Origin of the sequence: Agromyces larvae (genome assembly GCF_022811705.1) — a bacterium.
GTDB classification, from domain to species: Bacteria; Actinomycetota; Actinomycetes; order Actinomycetales; family Microbacteriaceae; genus Agromyces; species Agromyces larvae.
Window position 1 is genome coordinate 2,198,524 of sequence record NZ_CP094528.1, and the last position, 17,880, is coordinate 2,216,403.

General features: G+C 74.8%; 20 protein-coding genes. 12 read left to right on the plus strand and 8 right to left on the minus strand.

From position 1 onward, the window contains the following. Positions 1-38 precede the first annotated feature (38 nt). From MTO99_RS10690 to MTO99_RS10700, 3 genes are read right to left on the minus strand one after another with little or no spacing between them, the layout of a single operon-like run. Complete coding sequence (locus MTO99_RS10690) at positions 39-911, minus strand: 5-oxoprolinase subunit C family protein (protein WP_243553594.1); 873 nt, start codon at positions 909-911, stop codon at positions 39-41. Continuing rightward, positions 908-1,564 (minus strand): 5-oxoprolinase subunit B family protein, encoded by a 657-nt coding sequence (locus MTO99_RS10695; protein WP_243553595.1) that lies wholly within the window; start codon positions 1,562-1,564, stop codon positions 908-910. Before MTO99_RS10695 ends, MTO99_RS10690 begins: the two co-directional genes overlap by 4 nt. Then, positions 1,561-2,298 carry a LamB/YcsF family protein gene (locus MTO99_RS10700; protein WP_243553596.1) on the minus strand — a complete coding sequence of 246 codons (738 nt, stop codon included), beginning with the start codon at positions 2,296-2,298 and terminating at the stop codon, positions 1,561-1,563. Before MTO99_RS10700 ends, MTO99_RS10695 begins: the two co-directional genes overlap by 4 nt. A gap of 37 nt (positions 2,299-2,335) precedes the next feature. On the opposite strand from MTO99_RS10700, the gene MTO99_RS10705 reads away from it, so the two are divergent. From MTO99_RS10705 to MTO99_RS10715, 3 genes are read left to right on the plus strand one after another with little or no spacing between them, the layout of a single operon-like run. Continuing rightward, positions 2,336-3,607, plus strand: coding sequence for a PQQ-dependent sugar dehydrogenase (locus MTO99_RS10705; RefSeq protein WP_243553597.1), 1,272 nt, complete (start codon positions 2,336-2,338; stop codon positions 3,605-3,607). Between the two features lie 57 nt (positions 3,608-3,664). Further along, entirely contained in the window at positions 3,665-4,210 is a 546-nt protein-coding gene (locus tag MTO99_RS10710; protein ID WP_243553598.1) for a SprT-like domain-containing protein, read from the plus strand. 4 nt (positions 4,211-4,214) lie between these two features. Next, on the plus strand, positions 4,215-4,826 hold the full coding sequence (locus MTO99_RS10715) for a CGNR zinc finger domain-containing protein (protein WP_243553599.1): 612 nt from the start codon (positions 4,215-4,217) through the stop codon (positions 4,824-4,826). On the opposite strand, the gene MTO99_RS10720 is transcribed toward MTO99_RS10715, so the two are convergent. Both MTO99_RS10720 and MTO99_RS10725 read right to left on the minus strand, forming a co-directional pair. Then, positions 4,823-5,389, minus strand: coding sequence for a hypothetical protein (locus MTO99_RS10720; protein ID WP_243553600.1), 567 nt, complete (start codon positions 5,387-5,389; stop codon positions 4,823-4,825). The two genes, MTO99_RS10715 and MTO99_RS10720, sit on opposite strands and share 4 nt — an antisense overlap. Before the next feature lie 96 nt (positions 5,390-5,485). Beyond that, entirely contained in the window at positions 5,486-6,742 is a 1,257-nt protein-coding gene (locus MTO99_RS10725; protein WP_243553601.1) for a hypothetical protein, read from the minus strand. Between the two features lie 88 nt (positions 6,743-6,830). Between MTO99_RS10725 and MTO99_RS10730 the strand changes: the two genes are divergently transcribed. From MTO99_RS10730 to MTO99_RS10740, 3 genes are all read left to right on the plus strand, one after another. Then, positions 6,831-7,421, plus strand: coding sequence for a hypothetical protein (locus MTO99_RS10730; protein WP_243553602.1), 591 nt, complete (start codon positions 6,831-6,833; stop codon positions 7,419-7,421). After that, complete coding sequence (locus MTO99_RS10735) at positions 7,418-8,047, plus strand: DUF1684 domain-containing protein (RefSeq protein WP_243553603.1); 630 nt, start codon at positions 7,418-7,420, stop codon at positions 8,045-8,047. The genes MTO99_RS10730 and MTO99_RS10735 overlap by 4 nt, the downstream gene beginning before the upstream one ends. Before the next feature lie 402 nt (positions 8,048-8,449). Continuing rightward, a complete protein-coding gene (locus MTO99_RS10740) occupies positions 8,450-10,006 on the plus strand; it encodes a DEAD/DEAH box helicase (RefSeq protein WP_243553604.1) in 1,557 nt (518 codons plus the stop codon). 188 nt (positions 10,007-10,194) lie between these two features. On the opposite strand, the gene MTO99_RS10745 is transcribed toward MTO99_RS10740, so the two are convergent. Beyond that, complete coding sequence (locus tag MTO99_RS10745) at positions 10,195-11,700, minus strand: S1C family serine protease (RefSeq protein WP_243553605.1); 1,506 nt, start codon at positions 11,698-11,700, stop codon at positions 10,195-10,197. 162 nt (positions 11,701-11,862) lie between these two features. On the opposite strand from MTO99_RS10745, the gene MTO99_RS10750 reads away from it, so the two are divergent. Together MTO99_RS10750 and MTO99_RS10755 are read left to right on the plus strand one after the other, a co-directional pair. Further along, positions 11,863-12,369 (plus strand): GNAT family N-acetyltransferase, encoded by a 507-nt coding sequence (locus MTO99_RS10750; RefSeq protein ID WP_243553606.1) that lies wholly within the window; start codon positions 11,863-11,865, stop codon positions 12,367-12,369. A gap of 164 nt (positions 12,370-12,533) precedes the next feature. Further along, positions 12,534-13,034: a nitroreductase/quinone reductase family protein gene (locus MTO99_RS10755; RefSeq protein WP_243553607.1), complete on the plus strand. Its 501-nt coding sequence runs from the start codon at positions 12,534-12,536 to the stop codon at positions 13,032-13,034. A 16-nt stretch (positions 13,035-13,050) separates the two neighbouring features. Here the strand turns inward: MTO99_RS10755 and MTO99_RS10760 are convergent, their stop codons facing one another. Further along, the gene (locus MTO99_RS10760; RefSeq protein ID WP_243553608.1) at positions 13,051-13,629 is read right to left on the minus strand and encodes an NUDIX hydrolase family protein; all 579 of its coding nucleotides are present in this window, start codon (positions 13,627-13,629) and stop codon (positions 13,051-13,053) included. Positions 13,630-13,828: 199 nt separating this feature from the next. Between MTO99_RS10760 and MTO99_RS10765 the strand changes: the two genes are divergently transcribed. Further along, the gene (locus MTO99_RS10765; RefSeq protein ID WP_243553609.1) at positions 13,829-14,458 is read left to right on the plus strand and encodes an alpha/beta hydrolase; all 630 of its coding nucleotides are present in this window, start codon (positions 13,829-13,831) and stop codon (positions 14,456-14,458) included. Between the two features lie 178 nt (positions 14,459-14,636). On the opposite strand, the gene MTO99_RS10770 is transcribed toward MTO99_RS10765, so the two are convergent. Further along, positions 14,637-15,026, minus strand: coding sequence for a DUF5997 family protein (locus MTO99_RS10770; RefSeq protein ID WP_243559065.1), 390 nt, complete (start codon positions 15,024-15,026; stop codon positions 14,637-14,639). A gap of 59 nt (positions 15,027-15,085) precedes the next feature. On the opposite strand from MTO99_RS10770, the gene MTO99_RS10775 reads away from it, so the two are divergent. The 3 genes from MTO99_RS10775 (at position 15,086) to MTO99_RS10785 (ending at position 17,876) form a co-directional block, all read left to right on the plus strand. After that, on the plus strand, positions 15,086-15,799 hold the full coding sequence (locus tag MTO99_RS10775) for a LysR family substrate-binding domain-containing protein (RefSeq protein ID WP_243553610.1): 714 nt from the start codon (positions 15,086-15,088) through the stop codon (positions 15,797-15,799). Positions 15,800-15,814: 15 nt separating this feature from the next. Beyond that, on the plus strand, positions 15,815-16,909 hold the full coding sequence (locus MTO99_RS10780; RefSeq protein ID WP_243553611.1) for a DNA polymerase IV: 1,095 nt from the start codon (positions 15,815-15,817) through the stop codon (positions 16,907-16,909). Between the two features lie 220 nt (positions 16,910-17,129). Continuing rightward, complete coding sequence (locus MTO99_RS10785) at positions 17,130-17,876, plus strand: glutamine amidotransferase (RefSeq protein WP_243553612.1); 747 nt, start codon at positions 17,130-17,132, stop codon at positions 17,874-17,876. The last annotated feature ends 4 nt before the right edge of the window (positions 17,877-17,880 follow it).

The following is a 17,880-nucleotide window of genomic DNA, read 5'->3' on the forward strand; positions in this document are numbered from 1 at the left end:
GCACCCGCTGCGATCCTCTCCCGCGGGCGGTCGGCCCGCTACGCGTGGCGGAAGCGCACGGGCTGGCCCGGGCGCAGCTGCCCCACGGCGTCGAGCGAGGCGTCGGCGACGATCGCGATCACGGGGTAGCCGCCGGTCACCGGGCGGTCCGCCAGCAGGATCACCGGCAGCCCCGACGGCGGCACCTGGATCGACCCGGGCACCGTGCCCTCGCTCGCCAGTTCGCCGTCGACGCGGCGCTCGAGCGGCACCCCGTCGAGGCGCACGCCGACCCGGTCGGCCGCGGGCGAGCACCGCCAGGTCGCCTCGAACAGCGCCTGCCGCGAGGCATCCGTGAACCACTCCGCGCGCGGACCGGGGCGCAGCGCGAGGGTGACCGCACCATCGGGCGGCGGCGCGACCGCGCCGTCGAAGGCGGGCACGGATGCCTCGGGCTCGCCGCCGAACCGCAGCATGCGCCCGGTCGCGACGGGCTCGGGGCCGATCCCGGCGAGCGTGTCGGTCGAACGCGAGCCGAGCACGGGCGGCTCGTCGACACCGCCGCGGACCGCGAGATACCAGCGCAGACCGCGCTCGGGTGCGCCGAGCTCGAGGGTCGATCCGGCGTCGGCGTGCGCGGCCGCGTCGGGCGGGATGCGCCGCCCGTCGAGTCGCACCGCACCCCACGCGCCGGTGACGGCGAACCAGCGCGGGGCGGTGAAGCGGGCGCGGAACCCGCCGCCGAGCAGCTCGAGCCCGGCTGCGCCGGCGGGGTTGCCGACCAGCCGGTTCCCGAACGCGAGCGCACCGCGGTCGAGCGCACCGGATGGCGCGACGCCGAGGTGGGCGAGGCCCGGCCGGCCGAGGTCCTCGACGAGCGCGAGCGGCCCGGTGTCGAGCACCTCGATGGCGGCACCGGATGCCGCGCTCACGGGCCGACCCGTTCGAATCGCACCGGTCGCCCGGGCACGAGCAGCACGGGGTCGGGCGCGCTCGGATCCCACAGCGCGAGGTCGGTGCGGCCGATCAGCCGCCACCCGCCGGGGGTCTCACGCGGGTACGCGCCGGTGAACGCCCCGGCGAGACCGACCGAACCCGCTGGCACGCGCGTGCGCGGCGACGCCAGACGCGGCACCTCGAACGGCCAGCCGTCGCCGACCAGGTAACCGAATCCGGGCGCGAACCCGATGAACGCGACCCGCCACGGGGTCGACGTATGCCGCGCGACCAGGTCGTCGGCGCTCACGCCGAGCGACGCCGCGGTGTCGGCGAGGTCGGGTCCGTCGTAGACCACGGGGACGACGAGCGGTGCGGGCGACGCCGGCTCGGGAGCATCCGCCCCTCCCCTCGCAGCCGCCGCAGCCGCCGCACCCGCGACCGTGCGCCGGATCCACCGCTCGGCCGACTCGAGCGGGAGGCGCAGCGGGTCGATCACGACGAGCACGGTGCGCGCCGCGGGCACCAGCTCGACGAGTCCGGCGGGCCGGTCGGCGGCGAGCGCGTCGTGCAGGGCGAGCACCTCGGGCAGATCGGCGCACTCCACGAGCAGCGCGTGCTCGCCGCTCGGCAGGATGCGCCGGGTCATGCCACGGGCTCCGTCGCGAAGGACCGCACCGCGAACCCGGCCGCCTCGAGCGCGTCGCGCACCGCCCGGCCGATCGACGCCGCACCCGGGGTGTCGCCGTGGAAGCAGATCGAGTCGACGTCGACGCGCGCCGCGAGCTCGACCGCGCGACGTCCGGCCGCAGCCGGGTCCGTGAGCACCGCGCCCGGCTCGCCACGCGGCACGAGCGACCCGTCGGTCCGCACCCCGCGGTCGGCGAACGCCTCGCGGGCGAACCGCAGCCCCGTCGCATCCGCCGCCCGCTCGAGCGCGCCGCCCGCCGCGCCCAGCACGGCGAGCGCCGGATCGAACGCGGCGATCGCCCGCGCGTGCGCCCGCGCCGCGACCTCGTCGACGCCGAGCCGGTGGTAGAGCGCGCCGTGCGCCTTCACGTACCGCACGCGCTGCCCGGCCGCACGAGCGACCCCGTCGAGCGCCTCGAGCTGGGCGAGCAGCTCGGCGGCGAGTTCGTCGGCGGGCGTGCCGAGCTCACGGCGACCGAAGCCCTCGGCGTCGCGGTACCCCGGGTGCGCTCCGAGCACGACGCCGTGCACGATCGCGAGCTCGACCGACCGGCGCATGGTCGCGTCGCCGCCGGCGTGGAATCCGCACGCGACGTTCGCGCTCGAGACCACGCCGAACAGGGGTTCGTCGGCGATCGGCCTGGCCGGCGTCGACTCGCCGAGGTCGCAGTTCAGGTCGATGCTCGCGGGCATGCTCCCATTGTGCCGCCGTCGGCGGGACACTGGAGAGATGGGATCGGCCGACGATCGGCGCGCGATGCGGCATCCGCTCGCGATCTCGAGCGCGCGCCGCACGGCCGGCGCGGGCACCCGGCGCGCCGCGTCGACCGTCGCCCGGCTGACGGGGTCGCTGCTGATGGCGGCCGTGCTCGCCGCGTGCACCGCCGGGCCGGCGCCCACGCCGAGCGTGCTCGCCTCTCCCGAGGCATCCGGGCCCGGCTCGCCCTCGCCCGACCCGACCCTCACCGCACCCGCGACCCCATCGCCCCCGCCCGTGCCGATGCAGCCGGCGGGCGCCCCCGGCGTCATCGCAACGGGGCTCGACGCGCCGTGGTCGGCGGTGCGCCTGCCCGACGGCGGCGTGCTGGTCTCCGAGCGCGACACCGCCCGCATCATCGAGGTCGCCGGCGACGGCTCGCTGCGCACGGTCGGCCAGGTGCCCGGTGTCGTGCCGTCGGGCGAAGGAGGTCTGCTCGGCCTCGCGCACCGCCCGACCGACGGCACCGACCCGGCGTACCTCTACGCGATGTTCACCGCCGCCGACGACAACCGCATCGTGCGGATGCCGCTCACCGGCGGGCCCGGCTCGTACGCGATCGGCGCCCCGCAGGAGGTGCTCACCGGCATCGCGAAGGCCGGCAACCACAACGGCGGGCGGCTCGCGTTCGGCCCCGACGGGTTCCTGTACGCGACCACGGGCGACGCGGGCGTGCGCGAGGCATCCCAGGATCCGGCGTCGCCGAACGGCAAGATCCTGCGGATGACCCCAGCCGGGGCGCCCGCGCCCGGCAACCCGTTCGGCAACCGCGTCTGGAGCCTCGGCCACCGCAACGTGCAGGGCATCGGGTGGGATGCCGCGGGCGGCATGTGGGCCAGCGAGTTCGGCCAGAACACGTGGGACGAACTGAACCGCATCACCCGCGGGGCCAACTACGGCTGGCCGGTCGTCGAGGGCATCGCGGGCGATGAGCGGTTCAGCGACCCCGTGCTGCAGTGGGCGACCTCGGAGGCGAGCCCCAGCGGGCTCGCGGTCGTCGGCGACACCGTGTTCCTCGCGGCGCTGCGCGGCGAGCGGGTCTGGGCGGTCTCCCCGGCGACGGATGCCTCGGAGGCGGCGCCGGCCGCGGCCGACTGGTTCGCCGGAGAACTGGGGCGCATCCGCGACGTGGTGCCCGGCGAGGGCGACGAACTCTGGGTGCTCACGAACAACACCGACGGGCGCGGATCGCCCGGCCCCGACGACGACCGGCTGCTGCGGGTTCCGCTCGCACCGGCGGGGTGACGCGGGCGTCGGAAGGTCGTCGGTGCGGTGTCACCGGGGCGGGGCTATTCTTCGTCCATGGCGGATCTGGAGCGGGTGCGGAAGTGGGCCGAAGTGCTCATCGCCGAGCACCTCGACCCCGCCGAGTGGAGCTTCGGCTTCGACCACGCCAAGAAACGCGCCGGCCTCTGCAACTACACCCAGCGGCGCATCACGGTGTCGCGATACCTCGCGGCACGCTACGGCGATGACGAGATCCACCAGATCCTGCTGCACGAGGTCGCCCACGCCCTCGCCGGCGAGCGCGCCGGGCATGGCCCGAAGTGGGCGCAGATCGCCGCGGGCCTCGGCTACATCGGCCGCCGGACGCACGACGGGGCCGTCGTGCACGAACTCGCGCCCTGGGTCGGCCGCTGCCCCGCCGGCCACGTGCACTACCGCTACCGGCCGCCCGTGCGGGCGCTGAGCTGCGGGCTCTGCCGCCGCGGCTTCGACCGGGCGAACCTCATCGTGTGGCGCCGCCGCGAGATCACGCCGGCGATGCGCCGGCTCGCGGCGAGCGCAGGCGCGGGCGCGACCTTGGGCGCAGGCGACACGAGCACCCCGCCCCAGCCGCTTAGATAGAACGGTGACCGTCTCCACCGTCTCCGTCCCCGTCGGCCAGTGGATCGTCTCCCCCGACGGCCAGCGTTGGTGGTTCGACTCGGGCTCGCTCGCGCTCGACTTCGGGTACACGGGCGGGCTCGCCGTCGAGGCATCCGTCATCGAACAGCTGCACAGCCCCGACGACCTGAGCGTCTGGCTGCGCGACCGCTTCCCCGTGGCGATCGGCGCGGCGCGCACGCGCGACCTGTTCGACGCGACCATGCTGCGCGACGCGATCTCGCGGCTCGCACTGGCCGCGAGCCGCGGACAGGAGCTGCGCGGCGACGACATCGACGTGATCAACCTGGTCGCCGCGACCCCCGACATCCCGCCGACCCTCGCCGGCGGGTCCCGGCAGGCGGGCCGCTCGGTGCAGACCGTCGGTCAGGCGATGTCGACGATCGCGCGCGACGCCGTCGACCTGTTCTCGCCCGATCGCCACGGGCGCATCCGCGCGTGCAGCGCCGACGACTGCGGCATGGTGTACCTCGACACGTCGCGTGCGGCCACCCGTCGGTGGTGCTCGATGCAGCGCTGCGGCAACCGGGCGAAGGTGCGGGCGCACCGGGCCCGCAAGCTGGCGAAAGCGGCTTAGCCGCGAGCGCCGGCCTGGCGCACGACGCGCGGTGCGTCGGAGGCGTCGAGCTGCCCCGCCGCCAGGAGCTGCTCGTGGGTGCGCCCCGCCTCGGCGGCGGCACGCCCGGCGCCCGACGCGGTCGTAAGGTGCCGCACGGCACGGCGCAGCCCCGCGAACGACGCGCAGGCGACGGCGGCCTCGGGCGATGTGTCGTCGATGCCGAGCGTGGTCAGCGCGTCGATGACGGCGCCCGCGGCGAGCAGGTCGATCGCGTCGAAACCGTCGCCGCGGTCGGCGGCGATCACCGCGAGGTAGGCGCGGCGGCCGAGTCGCTCCTGTTCCGCGAGGATCCAGCGGGCGGTCGCGGTCGCATCCACGAAGCCGGCGACGGCGACGGATGCCTCGGGGCGCACGCCGTTCGCGGCAGCGAGCGCGGCCAGCGCGGCGGCACCGGCGGTCTCGTCGTCGACGAGCGGATCGGCCCACACCACGATGTCGATGCCCTCGCCGACGCGCGCGAGACCGTCGGCGCCCTGCTCGAAGCGGACCTGATACCTGGACTGCGATGCGGCCGAACTCACCCGTGCACCCTATCGGCGGCGGCGCCGGCGCTCATGTCGGCCGCGTCATATTTCTCCCCGTGGGCCCGGTCGTCCCGGACGCACCGGCGCCGGCGTTCAGCGCGACAGGTCGTAGCGGGCGAGCGCGTCGGCGTCGGCGGCGCGGGCCGCGGCGCGGCGCGCGGCGTCGAGCGCGGCCACCGGGTCGGGTTCCTGTCGGGCGATCACCAGCTCGCGCTCGGCGTCGGCCAGGCGGGTGCGCGCGTCGGCTCCGACGCGGCCGCGCCCGCGATCGATGACGGCGGATGCCTCGCGCAGCGTGTGCTCGGCGATCGACAGCGCCCCGGCGAGCGCGGACCTCGCGCCGTCGAGCCGCCCGCCCGCGCGGCGCACCTCGGCGAGGGCGGTGTCGAGCCGGTCGCCGAGCGCGCGCAGCCGCGCCCGCCGTGCGAGCGGATCCGGGAGCCCTGCGGGTGCTTCGGCGAGCGCGGCCGAGCCGGCGGCGATCGCCGCACCGAGCTCCTCGGCGGCAGCGGACAGGCGCGGGTCGGCCAGGTCGCGCGACGCGGCATCCGCCTCGGTTCTGGCGGCGTCGAGCGCGGCCTCGAGCCGCTGCTCGTCGCCGGTCAGCGCGACCGCCGCGTCGTCGAGGCGCCGTTCGGCGGATTCCGCCTCGGCGAGCTCGCGCTCGGCGCGGGCGAGCACGGCCTCGAGCCGCGCCACGGCGGGGGCGGCGAGGAGACCGCCGCCGTCGAGCCGGTGCGCCTCGGCGAGCGCCGTCGCCGCCCGATCGGCCGCGTCGCGCGACGTCGCCAGCGCCGTCCCGGCGTACCGGGCCGCCAGTGCGTCGAGCCGTGCGACCGCCTCGCCGTGTCGCACCTCGAGGGCTGCGGCGCGCTCGCGCACCTGCGGCAGACGCCCGGCGGCGTCGCGCTCGGCGGCCCGGGCGTCGGCGGCCGAGGCATCCGCCCGTTCGACGATCTCGAGCACCGACCCGCAGAGCGCGGCGATGCGCCCGCTCCACTCCCGCCGTTGCGCGGCGGTGTCGGGGATCGCGTCGTCGAGCCGCTGCTGGAGGAGCAGCGCCTCGCGCAGCGGCCCCCGCGCCCGCTCGATCTCGGCCCGGAAGACGCGGCCCGCCTCGGACCCGAAGCCCGCCTCGACGAACCCGGCCTCCCGCTCGGCCTCGCGCACCGCCTCGTCGGCGCGGACGATGAGCACCTTCGCCTCGACCTCGTCGGCGCGGACGCCGTCGAGCGCGCGGCGTTCGCGGCCGGCGCCGAGCCGCCGCACCCCCACCACCGCGCCCACGGCGACGACCGCGGCCGCACCGAAGACCACGAGCGAAGGCACCCACCACAGCGCGTCCAGCATGCCGGGGAGTCTATGACGTGACCCCGCACCTCCGCCGCGTCGGCCGGGAATGCTGCGCCGCGGCATCCGCTCGGCCTACGCTTCGCTCATGCGGGTGCTTCTCAAGCTGACCCTCGACTGCGATGCGGATGCCGCGTGGCGCGCGATCCGCAGCCCGTCCGTGCTGCGCGAGGTGGTGGCGCCGTGGCTCGACTTCTCGTCCCTCGAACCCGACGGCCTGCCGACCACCTGGCCGCCCGGGCGCCACCGGCTGCAGGCGCTCGCGTTCCGGCGCTGGCCGACCGGCGAGGAGTTCGTGGACGTGTCGTACCCGGGCGGGCTGCCCGACGGCGTGCGGATGCTCCGCGACGGCGGCGGGGCGGTCACCGGCCCGTTCGCCGCGCTCGAGTCGTGGGACCACCGGATGGCGGTCTCGCCGCTGCCCGGCGGGCGCACGCTGTACCGCGACCGGCTGCGGGCGTCGACCGGGTCGCCGATCGCGGATGCGGCGATCTGGTACCCGCTGTGGGCGTTCTGGCAGTGGCGGGGTGCGCGCATCCGCGCGCTCGCGCCCGGGTGGGCGTTCGATCCGCCGGGCAGTGCGGATGCGACGGCCCGCGCCGGCCGCGAGGCATCCGTCTCGTCCGGGGCATCCGTCTCGTCCGGGGCATCCGCCGGCCGCGCGCGAGGCGACCGATGAGCGCCACCCTCGCCGCCCTGCAGCTCGCCGACTGGCGACGGCGCGTCGCCGGCCTCTACGCGGGGGTCCGCCAGCTCAGCGCCCGCGACCCGCGCACCGGCCACGAGCTGTGGAAGTCGGGCCGCGACGAACTCTTCGCGGGCCACCCGCAGTCGCCGCTGCTGCCCGACGATCGCGCCCGGTTCACGGGGCTCACCGTGGCGCCGTACGACCCCGACTGGCGGTTCGAGCTCAGAGTGCGCCGCCCCGACGAGCCCGTGCGCATCACGGTCGACACCGCGACCGACGGCGCGATCCCGATGCTGCTGGTCGGCACCGTGCGGCTGCCGTATCTCGGCACGCTCGACGTCTGGCGCATCACCGGGTACGCGGGCGGACTGTTCCTGCCCGTGAAGGACGGGCTCGCGGGCGCGCCCGGCGGCACGTACGGCGGCGGCCGCTACCTGCTCGACACGATGAAGGGCGCCGACCTCGGCCCCGGAGCCGACGACGACAGCCTCGTGGTCGACTTCAACTTCGCGTACAACCCGTCGTGCGCATACGACCCGTCGTGGTCGTGCCCGCTGGCGCAGGCGGGCAACACGCTGCGCGAAGAAGTGCCGGTCGGCGAGCGAATGCCCCGCTGACCCCCGCTGACCCCCTCTCACCCCCTCCCTCCCCGGAACGCAATTCAGGTTCGGAGGTGTGTCGCGCCCCGGTTTCCCCGGCGACACGCCGCGACACGCCGCTCCCGACCTGAATTGCGCACAGCACAGCACACCGCGGGGGCAGGGGGCACGGGCGGGGGCACGGGGGCTCGCTGAGTGGGCGTCCAGCCGGATCCGCTATGGTGGTGCACGGCCGCCGTCGTGCGGCCTGCGTCGTAGACACGCTTTCCGGGCTTCCGGCCTGATGGATTTCATACGGCGAACGGATGCGCCGACCGGCGCCTTCGCCCACTTCTCACCGCAGGGTTCGCGCCACGATGCGCGCCCGGGCGTGGCATCCGGCTGCGCCCTGAACCCCGGTGCCCACCCGAACAGGACCTCATGACCGACCTGACCTTCGGCACGCTCGGCGTGCCCGCCCCGCTCGTCGCCGTGCTCGCGGCCGACGGCAAGACCTCCCCCTTCCCGATCCAGGCCGACACCCTGCCCGACACGCTCGCCGGCCGCGACGTGCTCGGCCGCGGCAAGACCGGCTCGGGCAAGACCATCGCCTTCGCGCTGCCCATGGTGGCGCGCCTCGGCACGAAGCTCGCCGGCGGCCGCCGTCGCGCGGGCCGCCCGCTCGGCCTCGTGCTCGCCCCGACCCGCGAGCTCGCCACCCAGATCGACGCAGTGCTCGCGCCGCTCGCCGCCGCCTACGGCATGAAGACCACGACGATCTTCGGCGGCATCAACCAGAAGCGCCAGGTCGACGCGCTGCGCGCCGGCGTCGACATCGTCGTCGCCTGCCCCGGCCGGCTCGAAGACCTCATGAAGCAGGGCCACGTCACCCTCGACGCCGTCGAGATCACCGTGCTCGACGAGGCCGACCACATGGCCGACCTCGGGTTCCTGCCAGTCGTCACGCGCATCATGGACAAGACGCCCGCCGACGGCCAGCGCCTGCTGTTCTCGGCGACGCTCGACAACGGCGTGGACAAGCTCGTGAAGCGCTTCCTCCACAACGAGGTGCTGCACTCGGTCGACGAGGCCACCTCGCACGTCGCGGCGATGACCCACCACGTGTTCGAGGTCGCCGACACCGACCAGAAGAACGAGCTCGTGCGCACCCTCGCGAGCGGCATGGGCCGTCGCATCCTCTTCATGCGCACGAAGCACCAGGCGAAGAAGCTCGCGAAGAAGCTCACCGAGCAGGGCATCCCCGCCGTCGACCTGCACGGCAACCTGTCGCAGCCGCAGCGCGACCGCAACCTCGCCGCGTTCGGCGACGGTTCGGTGCGCGTCATGGTCGCCACGGATGTCGCGGCCCGCGGCGTGCACGTCGACGACATCGAACTCGTCATCCACGTCGACCCGCCGATGGAGCACAAGGCGTACCTGCACCGCTCGGGCCGCACCGCCCGCGCCGGCAGCGAGGGCGACGTGGTCACGATCGCGATCCCCGGCCAGATGGACGACCTGAAGAAGCTGCTGCGCAAGGCTGCGATCCAGGTCACCCCGCAGCGGGTCACCCCGTCGTCGCCGAGCGTCACGGCGCTCGTCGGCGAGGTCGCGCCGTACGTGAAGCCGGCTCCGAAGTCGGCCGCGCCCCAGCAGGGCGGCGGGCGGTCGCAGGGTGCGAACGCGCAGCGCAAGCGCGCGGCGCGCGGCGGCGGTCAGGGCCAGGCGGCGGATGTCTCGAGCCCGCGCCGGCGCGACCGTTCGGGCCGTCCGGCCGAAGCCAAGGCCAGCGCCCCGAAGCGCGGCCAGGGCCACAGCCGCGGCGCGCAGACCACGGGCGCGCAGCGTCAGGCGTCGGGCCAGCCCGCGCAGGCGTCGGGCGCGAAGCGCGGAGCATCCGGTTCGCAGGGCCGCTCGTCGGCGAAGCAGCCGCTTCGCGTCGGCAGCCTCGTGAGCCCCAGCCGCAACCAGCGCACGAACCGCCGCGCGCAGGGCTGACGCGCGCCACCGCGCGCACCGCGCGCAGCGCGCGCAGCCGCGCAGCGCGCGCAGAACAGCCGGCGCGCAGGGCGCGCACCGCGTGCGTTCGCAATTCAGGTACGCACACCGGCGCGCCCGGCGTGTCGCGGGGTGAAACCCCCGACACGCCGGGCGCGTTCCTGAATCGCCTCCCGGGGGGGTCGGCGTCAGTAGCTCGCGTAGAACGTGGCGAGCACCTGGTCGATGCCCTCGAGGTCGGCGTCCGAGATCCCCTGCGCCGCCACGATCGTCGTGTACGTGCCGGCGTAATCGGTTGCGCCGACGACGACGTAGGTCGCCGAACCTCCGCAGCCGGTGAAGATCTCCCAGACGCCGGTGTGGAATCCGTCGTCGAACGGCTCCCGCCCGGTCGACGTGCAGCCCTCCTCGGCGGCGCCGGTCGCGACCAGGTCGGCCGCGGCATCCGGCGAGACGGGGGCACCCCGGGTCGCGTAGACCGTCGCCCCCGGCGTGGCCCAGCTGCCCTGGAACCCGGCCAGGTCGGGCGAGGCCGACGCCGACTGCCAGGTCGTGCCGTTCCCGTCGGTGACGGGCGCGCCGTCGGTCTGCGCCCACGACGCCGGCACCTCGAACGTGATCGCGCCCGAGTCATCGGTGACGGTGACCGTGTCCGCCGACGGCTCGGCGCTCGAACCCGACCCGACGACCGGCACCGCCGTGAGCGGGTCGCCGTTGAACTGGCCGCGGTAGTACGCGTCCTCGCTGGGGCGGTAGAGCTCGACCGAGAGCGTGGCATCCTGACCGTGCGTGCGCAGCACGTCGCAGTACTCGGTGAGGGTGCCGTTCACGCCGAGGCTGACGCCCTCCATCGTCGTGAGCAGGTCGCCCGGCTCGACCCCGGCCTCGTCGGCGACCGAACCCGACTTCACCGAGTTGACCCAGATGCCGAGCCCCGTGCCGTCCTCGCCGACGAGCGCCTCGCCGTTGATGCCCAGGCTCAGCACGTCCTCACCGTCGACGAGGTCGCCGATGACGTCGAGCACCGCGTCGCGGTGGATCGCGTAGTTGTAGTCCAGCGCGTCGTTGCCGGCGTAGTTCACCCCGACCAGCGCGCCGTTCGAGTCGACCAGCGGGCCGCCCGAGTTGCCGCCGCGGATGCGCGCGTCGTGCTCGATGACCGAGTCGATCGACGCCCACGGCGTCTCACCGCCGGTGACCGCCTTCGACACGATCCCCTTCGTCTCGGTGAAGGTGGGGTCGCCGAGCGGGAACCCCGCCGCGTACACGTCGAGCGCGGTCTCGATGTCGCCCTTGCGCCAGTCGAGGAACGGATACCCCGACCCCTCGAGCTGCACGACCGCGAGGTCGAGGCACTCCGACGAGCCGAGCACCTTGGCGCTCAACTCCTTCGTGGTGTCGCCGCCGCGCCACACCTTGATGGTGCCGGCGCCGGTGACGACGTGGTTGTTCGTGACGGCCAGGCCGTCGGGGGTGATGAGGAACCCCGACCCGCGACCGGCCGCCTCGTACCCGCCCTCCTCGGGCGAGACGAAGGTGCCGACGGATTCGAGCTGGATCGTGGCGGATTGCACGCCGTCGAAGCCGACGGGCCCCGACCCGCCGCCTCCGATCGCGAAGCATCCGGTGAGGCCGACCGCGATGACGCCGGCTCCGGCGGCAGCGGTGATGACGGTGTGTGTGCGTGTGGGCATGATCGCAAGCTACGGATGCCACGGGGCGGCGGGCACCGTGGCATCCCTCGTTCCCGGAGCGGTCGGCACTGAGCCGCGGGTCGGTGCGGGCCCTGAGGCATCCGTGACGGGTCCGGCCGCTCGATTTCGTGTCCGAGACTCCCTCGCCTACCCTTGACCGACATGAGCACCGACGTCGTTGCCCAAGCAGTCATCCGCCCCATCCGCGACTCCGATGCGGAGGCGCTCGGTCGCGTGCATGCGACCTGCTGGCACGAGACCTACGACCACCTGATCAGCGCCGCCGCGTTCGAGCACCTCTCGCCGCGCCGCATGGCCGAGCTGTGGAACCACCTCGCCGAGCGAGGCGAGGAGTACGCGCAGTACGCGGCGGTCGTCGACGGCGAGATCGTCGGCTTCGCGGGCTCCGGTCCGGCGCGCGACGAGGATGCTCCGCGCGAACGAGAGCTGTACTTCATCTACGTGCTCGACGCCTACCACGGCACCGGCATCGGCAAGCAGCTCTTCGACGCCGTCATCGGCGAGGGCGAGGGCGTGTACCTGTGGGTCGCCGAGGACAACCCCCGCGCGCACCGGTTCTACGCACGCAACGGGTTCGTCGCCGACGGCGCCGCCCAGGACCAGCCGTTCCTCGGCGAGGAGATCCACGAGGTGCGCCTGGTGCGCTGACGAGCGCGCGGGCGATCGGTTCCCGGACCGCGGCTGTCGGGCCGCGCCCATCGACCCCGTCGTCGGCCGATCGGCCGAGGCGGGTCGGCGTCGATGTGGCCGTTCGGCCGATTGACGCGTTGCGGCGGGCGCGCGATCGTGGTGCCGAGCGAAGGGACCCACCCATGGACGAGCATGAGACCGCCGAGGCCGTCACCACCGCCGGCCCGGGCCGCGACGCGCGGATCCCGCCCCGATGGTTCGTGCGCACCGCATGGGTGGTGCACCGCGGCATCTACCGGTCGACCGGCGGGCGGCTCGGTCTGCGCCCGCCGCAGCCGGGACGCTGGGGCATGATGCACCTGACGACGGTCGGCCGGCGCACCGGCAAGGAGCGATCGGTCATCGTCGCGTACTTCGAGGACGGACCGAACCTCGTCACCCTCGCGATGAACGGATGGGCCGCGCCCGAGCCGGCCTGGTGGCTCAATCTGCAGGCGGACCCCGAGGCGACGGTCGTGGTCGACGGCGAGTCGCGCACGGTGCGAGGTCGTGCGGCCGCGGGGTCCGAGCGGTCGCGGCTGTGGGCGGCATGGCGCACCTTCGGCGACGACCTCGACGCGCACGCGTCGCTGCGCCCGACCGAGACGGCGGTCGTGGTCCTCGAACCGCGGACGGCCGGCTGAGCGGGATCCCGCGGGCTTAGCCCAGCGCGCCCACCGACGCGAGCGCCCGCCGCACGAGCACCCCCCGACCGCCCTCGAGTTCGGCGACGACGCCGTCGCTCGCGGCCTCCGCCGGAGGCATCCAGGTCACCTCGAGCGCATCCTGGCGCGGCTCGCACGTTCCGGTGACCGGCACCACGTAGACCAGTGAGACCGCGTGCTGGCGCTCGTCGGAGAACGGCGAGATGCCGGGCAGCGGGAAGTACTCGGCCACCGTCGCCGGCACCGGCGATGCCGGCAGCAGCGGGAACGCCATCGGTCCGAGGTCCTTCTCGAGATGGCGGAAGAGCGCGTCGCGCAGCGTCTCGCCGTACATCACCCGGCCCGACACCAGGGTTCGGGTCATCTCGCCCACGGAGTTCGCCCGCAGCAGCAGGCCGACCTCGGTGACCTGCCCGAGCCCGTCGACGCGCACGGGCACCGCCTCGACGTACAGCAGCGGCAGCCGGCCGCGCACCTGCGCGAGCTCGAGATCGCTCAGCCAGCCCGGGTTCGCCGGCGGCGTCTGCGACGGCTCGTCGGGGTGCCAGTCGGGGTCCGGGGTGCGCACGCTCATGGGTCGATTCTGCCCCACCCCCGTTCGAGCGGCCCGATGGGCGCACCACGGCCGGGTTCGGGCGGGCGGCTCTGTGCGGCGTTGCGCCACTTGGGCGACCTCCGCGCCAGACGAGATGGCGCGGAGCGCGCCCAAGTGGCGCGCCGGAGACGAACATGCGCGGGCGGAGCATCTGGCCCGATTCCCGTACGATGCCGTGATGCGCATCGACGACGAGGCCGTCCTCTGGTCGGCCGGCGAGACCGACCGGGCGGGGCGGCCGCTCCTGCTGCTCCTGCACGGCTACAACTCGCACGAGGGCGACCTGTTCGGCCTCGCCCCGTACCTGCCGCTGCAGCCCGTGATCGCGTCGCTGCGCGCGCCGATCGACGCGGGGTACGGCTTCGCCTGGTTCCCGCTCTTCGACGAAGGGGCGGATGCCGCGGCCGAGACCGCCGACGCATCCGTCACCGCGATCGTGGACTGGCTGGACCGCGTCGCACCGGATGCCACGGGCATCGGCCTGCTCGGCTTCTCGCAGGGCGGGGCGATGGCCCTCGAACTGCTGCGACGCGATGCCGACCGGTTCGCATTCGCCGCCGCGCTCGCGGGGTTCGCGCTGCCGGGCGAGCGCGAGGGCGACGCGCGACTCGCGACGGAGCATCCGCCCGTGTTCTGGGGGCGCGGCACGGCCGACGAGGTGATCCCGGCCGAGCTGGTGCGCCACACGCAGCGGTGGCTGCCGCAGCACGCCGACCTCGATGCGCGCATCTACGAGGGGCTCGCGCACTCGGTCGACGAGCGCGAGCTCGGCGATCTCGTGGCCTGGCTCCGGGCACGCTACGCCTGAGGCCCCGCCGCCCGCCCATTCGCCGCTGCGCCACCTCGGCGGGTTCTGCGCCGGCCGAATTGGCGCGGAGGGCACCGAAGTGGCGCAACGAGAGAGAAGGCCGGCGCGAGAACGCGACGAGGCCGGCACGAAGCGGCAGCAGCGCGCCGACGGTCTGCGCCGAACGCGCAGGCGCGGCTCAGCGGCCGCCGCCGCCCGACTGGGCCTCGCGCATGGCGGCACGTCCGCGGTCGCGGTCGGCGACGCGCTGCTTCTCGGCGCGCACCTCGGCCTGGGTCGCTCGTTCGCGCACGAGCCACTCGGGCGGCGCCGCGAGCAGGGCCTTGATCTCGGCGGTGGTGAGGGGCTCGGTGATGCCGCCGCGGGCCAGGCCCGAGTTCGAGACGCCGAGCTTGGCGGCCACGACCGGCCGCGGGTGCGGGCCGTCCCGGCGCAGCACCTGCAACCACTCGGGCGGGTCGGCCTGCAGCGCGTTGTAGGCCTCGCGGGTGATCGGCGCCGCGCGGAACTCGTCGGGCGTCGCCTCGAGCAGCACGCCGAGCTTCTTCGCCGCGGTCTCGGGCTTCATGGTCTGGGCCTGCTTGCTCACCCTGCCACCGTAGCCGATCGGCCCGATAGCCTGAACGGATGGCGCTTCGGCTCGACTACGTGCAGGGCGTGAGCCCCGCGAAGTGGCTGCGCGCGTGGGCCGACCGCCGCCCCGATCTGCCGCTCGAGGCGCGCCGGGTCGACGAGTCCGCCCAGCTCGACGCGGTGCGCGCGGGCGAGGCCGACCTCGCGTTCGTGCGACTGCCCGTGGACGAGCAGGGATTGCACCGCATCCCGCTGTGGGAGGAGGTGGCGGTCGCCGCGCTGCCGAAGGACCACGACCTCGCCGACGCCGAGTCGATCACGCTCGCCGACCTCGCCGACATCCCGCACGCGCCGGTGCAGGACGACCCCGCCATGACGATGGAACTCGTCGGCGCCGGCACCGGCTATGCGATCGTTCCGCACTCGATCGCGCGTCTGCATCACCGCAAGGACGTCGTCGCGGTGCCCGTCTCCGACGCACCGCCGACCCGCATCGCGCTGGTCTGGCGCGTCGATCGCGACGACGCCGACATCCAGGAGTTCGTGGGCGTGGTGCGCGGGCGGTCGGCGCGCAGTTCGCGAGGGTCGGATGTCTCGGATGCTCCGGGTGAGACGGATGCCTCGAAGCCCACGCCGAAACGGGCGAACGGCGCCGGCTCGAAGCATCCGGCGAAAGGGAAAGGAGCGGGCACCGGCGGCAAGCCGGCCCGCCCGACCCGCCCCCGCGGAACCCGCCGCGGCCCCCAGCCGAAGCGGAAGCGCCGCTGACCGAGGGCCGCAGCGATGACCGAGCCGATCGACGAGGGCGCGCCGTACTGGGTGCTGCACGTCGACCTCGATCAGTTCATCGCCGCGGTCGAGGTGCTCCGCCGGCCCGAACTCGCGGGCAAGCCCGTGATCGTCGGCGGCCGGGGCGACCCGACCGAGCGGGCCGTCGTGTCGACCGCGTCGTACGAGGCCCGCGAGTTCGGCGTCGGGTCGGGGATGCCGCTGCGCATCGCGGCGCGCAAGGCACCCGATGCGGTGATCCTGCCCGTCGACGCCGAGCACTACGGCGAGGCATCCGGTGCGGTGATGGCGACGCTGCGCGCGCAGCCGGGCGCGACCGTGCAGGTGCTCGGCTGGGACGAGGCGTTCGTGGGCGTGCGCACCGCCGACCCCGAAGCGTACGCGCGCGACGTGCAGCGCGCGGTGTTGAAGGCGACCCGCCTGCACTGCAGCGTGGGCATCGGCGACACGCTGGTGCGGACGAAGATCGCGACGGGGTTCGGCAAGCCGCAGGGCGTGTTCCGGCTGACCGCGGCGAACTGGTTCGAGGTGATGGGCGACCGGCCGACGATCGAGCTCTGGGGCGTGGGCTCGAAGGTGTCGCGCCGGCTCGCCGGGCTCGGCATCGCGACCGTGACCGAACTCGCCCGCGCCGAGCTGGATCCGCTCGTCGCCGAGTTCGGACCCAAGATGGGGCCGTGGTACCGCACGCTCGGTCGCGGCGAGGGCGAGCGCCTCGTCGACGACACGCCGTGGGTCGCGCGCGGGCACAGCCGTGAGACGACCTACCAGGTCGACCTCGCAGATCCTGCCGAGATCGAGGCCGCGCTGGTCGAGCTCACCGGGCAGGTGCTCGACGACGTCGCCGCCGAGGGTCGGCCGGTCATCGGGCTGACGTTGAAGGTGCGGTACGCGCCGTTCCTCACGAAGACGTACCAGCGGCGCATCTCCGAAACCTCCGACCGCGGGGCGGTGCTCGCCGCGCTGCTCGGGCTGGCGGCCGACCGCATCGAGCCCGGCCGGCCGATCCGCCTGCTCGGGGTGCGCGCCGAGATGACCATGCCCGACGACGCCCGCGACGGGCACACGCCCACCCGCAGCGGGTGGTGAACCCGCCACCGCGCCACCGCGCCACCGCGCCACCGCGCCACCGCGCCACCGCGCCACCGCGCCACTGCGCAACTGCGCCACTTGGCCACGGTCTGCGCCAACTCGGGTGGCGCGGAGGGCGCCGAAGTGGCGCAGTTGGTCGGGCGAGCCGAGCGCGCCCGGCGCTGCACACCGCGTCATCCGACTGGCCTCCGCCCGTCAGTCAGGGGACGATGGGAGCATGCCCGCCGAACCGCGCCCCGTGCTGCTCGTGTCGGTGCGCCCCGAAACGCCCGCCGCCGCCGCCGAAGCCGAATCGGTGCGCCAGGCCGCGGGTGTGCCCGCCGACCGGTTCGCGCACCTGCGGCTCGACCTCGACACGCTCGACACGGTCGACCTCGACGCGGTCGGCGCGGTCGTCATCGGCGGCAGCCCGTTCAACGTGTCGACGCCCGAGGCATCCAAGTCGCCCGTGCAGCGACGTGTCGAAGCCGACCTGGTGCGCCTGGCCGAGCACGGCCTGGCGACCGACCTGCCGGTGCTGTTCACCTGTTACGGCATCGGCGTGCTCACACGCGTCCTCGGCGGCACCGTCGGGCCCGAGTACGGCGAGGCCGTCGGCCCGGTGTCGATCACGCTCACCGACGAGGGCCGCGCCGACCCGCTCACCGGCACGCTCGCCGAGCCGTTCACGGCGCTCGCGGGCCACAAAGAGGCGACCTCCGAGCTGCCGGCCGGCGCCACCCTGCTCGCCTCGTCGGCGACCTGCCCGGTGCAGGTGTACCGCGCGACCGGATCCCGCGTGTACGCCACCCAGTTCCACCCCGAGGTGACGACCGACTCGTTCATCGCCCGCGCGACGCTCTACCGCGACTACGGGTACTTCCCGTCGCACGAACTCGACGACATCGCGCGGGTGGTGCGCGAAGCATCCGTTCCCGAACCGCTGCGGCTGCTGCGCCGGTTCGCGGCGCTCGCCGACGGCTGAGCGG

Bases quoted from the DNA above. Each gene is read 5' to 3' on its own strand.
- MTO99_RS10750 (WP_243553606.1), top strand. From the start codon at position 11,863: ATGAGCACCGACGTCGTTGCCCAAGCAGTCATCCGCCCCATCCGCGAC.
- MTO99_RS10700 (WP_243553596.1), bottom strand. From the start codon at position 2,298: ATGCCCGCGAGCATCGACCTGAACTGCGACCTCGGCGAGTCGACGCCG.
- MTO99_RS10775 (WP_243553610.1), top strand. From the start codon at position 15,086: ATGGCGCTTCGGCTCGACTACGTGCAGGGCGTGAGCCCCGCGAAGTGG.
- MTO99_RS10695 (WP_243553595.1), bottom strand. From the start codon at position 1,564: ATGACCCGGCGCATCCTGCCGAGCGGCGAGCACGCGCTGCTCGTGGAG.
- MTO99_RS10705 (WP_243553597.1), top strand. From the start codon at position 2,336: ATGGGATCGGCCGACGATCGGCGCGCGATGCGGCATCCGCTCGCGATC.
- MTO99_RS10765 (WP_243553609.1), top strand. From the start codon at position 13,829: ATGCGCATCGACGACGAGGCCGTCCTCTGGTCGGCCGGCGAGACCGAC.
- MTO99_RS10780 (WP_243553611.1), top strand. From the start codon at position 15,815: ATGACCGAGCCGATCGACGAGGGCGCGCCGTACTGGGTGCTGCACGTC.
- MTO99_RS10740 (WP_243553604.1), top strand. From the start codon at position 8,450: ATGACCGACCTGACCTTCGGCACGCTCGGCGTGCCCGCCCCGCTCGTC.
- MTO99_RS10785 (WP_243553612.1), top strand. From the start codon at position 17,130: ATGCCCGCCGAACCGCGCCCCGTGCTGCTCGTGTCGGTGCGCCCCGAA.
- MTO99_RS10745 (WP_243553605.1), bottom strand. From the start codon at position 11,700: ATGCCCACACGCACACACACCGTCATCACCGCTGCCGCCGGAGCCGGC.
- MTO99_RS10760 (WP_243553608.1), bottom strand. From the start codon at position 13,629: ATGAGCGTGCGCACCCCGGACCCCGACTGGCACCCCGACGAGCCGTCG.
- MTO99_RS10710 (WP_243553598.1), top strand. From the start codon at position 3,665: ATGGCGGATCTGGAGCGGGTGCGGAAGTGGGCCGAAGTGCTCATCGCC.
- MTO99_RS10730 (WP_243553602.1), top strand. From the start codon at position 6,831: ATGCGGGTGCTTCTCAAGCTGACCCTCGACTGCGATGCGGATGCCGCG.
- MTO99_RS10770 (WP_243559065.1), bottom strand. From the start codon at position 15,026: ATGAAGCCCGAGACCGCGGCGAAGAAGCTCGGCGTGCTGCTCGAGGCG.
- MTO99_RS10735 (WP_243553603.1), top strand. From the start codon at position 7,418: ATGAGCGCCACCCTCGCCGCCCTGCAGCTCGCCGACTGGCGACGGCGC.
- MTO99_RS10755 (WP_243553607.1), top strand. From the start codon at position 12,534: ATGGACGAGCATGAGACCGCCGAGGCCGTCACCACCGCCGGCCCGGGC.
- MTO99_RS10725 (WP_243553601.1), bottom strand. From the start codon at position 6,742: ATGCTGGACGCGCTGTGGTGGGTGCCTTCGCTCGTGGTCTTCGGTGCG.